The sequence below is a fragment of the Thermogemmatispora sp. genome (assembly GCF_042408735.1).
GTDB lineage: Bacteria > Chloroflexota > Ktedonobacteria > Ktedonobacterales > Ktedonobacteraceae > Thermogemmatispora.
In genome coordinates this window covers 1-1,584 of record NZ_JBHOQV010000040.1, presented here as the reverse complement: position 1 = coordinate 1,584, position 1,584 = coordinate 1, and the positions used below count along the sequence as shown (strand labels likewise).

General features: G+C 52.3%; 2 protein-coding genes. One reads left to right on the top strand and one right to left on the bottom strand.

Going from position 1 to position 1,584, the window contains the following annotated elements; all coding sequences use genetic code 11:
* Positions 1-331, top strand: a 331-nt coding sequence (locus ACFMO7_RS02540; RefSeq protein WP_376793961.1) for a PIG-L deacetylase family protein, incomplete at its 5' end; no start/stop codon positions are given.
* A 215-nt stretch (positions 332-546) separates the two neighbouring features.
* Here ACFMO7_RS02540 and ACFMO7_RS02535 read toward each other — a convergent pair.
* On the bottom strand, positions 547-1,584 hold a 1,038-nt coding region (locus ACFMO7_RS02535; protein ID WP_376793960.1), incomplete at its 5' end, for a hypothetical protein.

The window sequence follows — 1,584 nt, the reverse complement described above, 5'->3', positions numbered from 1 at the left end:
AAAGGATGAGGTCCACCCTGATCACCGAGCGGTCGGGATCTGTACTGTGGATGCAATTGCGTGTGCACGGGGCCTCTGGTATTACCCAGAGCAGCTCCAGGACGGCATCACTCCGCATGCGGTGCGCCAGATCTATTACTTTGCGACCGATCGCCCGAACCATTGGGTGGATATTGGCACCGTGGTCGAGCAGAAGGCTGCAGCTCTGCGATGCCATGCAAGCCAAACGAGCCGAAAAGACATCCTGCAGTGGATACGGGAGAAAGGTATTGTAGCAGGGGCAGAGCATAAATTTAAGATCGCAGAGGCTTTCCATCACCATGCACTCTAGCCGAGCAGCGCCTTGCCACGGAACATCCTCCTGTCACTGGGACCGCTGGCCACCAGAAAATGATCGCTGCCAGCAGTCCCAGCATGGGGGATGACCGGCCTCATGAAGCAGGACTTCTAGACGGCGAACATAGGGGTTCTTAGGTGCTATCTCGTTGAGCAGGGCATGCAAGGCTGCAACGTGCTTGAGTCCTCGATGAGAATGGATGCGCAGAGCTACTGTAAGAGCGTCCATAGCGATCTGGCACTCTGCTCGACTTCCTTTTGAAGCAGGTAGAAGCGGGCTTCTGTGAGGGCGTAATCTACCCGCGCTGACTGGTGAGGAAGTTGCTCTTCCAAATTCCGCAAGGCGAGATCAAGCTCATTTTTTGCCTCTCCCATCAATCGGCTATTGGCTCGACGGTAAGGGTCCTTCAGGGAGACCAGATCGCGATCAGTAATGTGGGCAAAGGCGAAGCGCATCAGCACCTTCGCTCGTTCATGATGGACAGCATAGAGATTAAACCACAGGAAGGAGTTGTCCTCTTCAACTCGTCCTTTATACAAGAGATTGGTTGCCCAATCGTGCCAGCGTCGGCACTGATGCTTCAACTGCTCATCTCCCTCCGCATAGAAGGCATGAATCTCTGAGGCGAGCAGATAACAGGCGCCGCGTACAGGTCGATTCGTCTGCTCAGTCAGTGATAATGCGGCTTCAATATCCTCCTTGGCGTGCTGATATTTTTGTTGAATGGTATGGAGACGTGCACGCTTGTAGAAGGCAAGCGCGATGAGTGCCTGATCACGAGGTGTCACTAACCCCGCTGTCTCTAATCCCTGGTTGATATACGAAAGCGCTCTCTCATCCTGGCAGTGATGCTGAGCAATAAAGGCCGTATGCTGATAGTATTGACTGAGCAGTGCGATCCACCGAGATCTCTCATGAGCAGGGGCACGTTCAACTATTGTCTCAAGTTCTCTCTGATGCATTAAGAATCGATACACTGCCTTGGGGGTATATTTATCGGGAGCAGTATGGGCAGCAGCTAAGAGATCTTCGTAGAGGCCATAACAACTCTCTGCAAGAAACTCAGAGAAGGATTCGAAGTCTTTGATGTATTGTGCTGTCTCGCTCTCATCGAGCAAACTTCTCCAGCTGAGGCCAAGCAAAGCAGGAGGAATAGAGAGAACTCTACAGAGGAGCGTACGGCGGTTCATGTCTGAAAGATACACCTGGCTTTCCCAGTAGGCAACTGTTTGTTTATCAACACCACA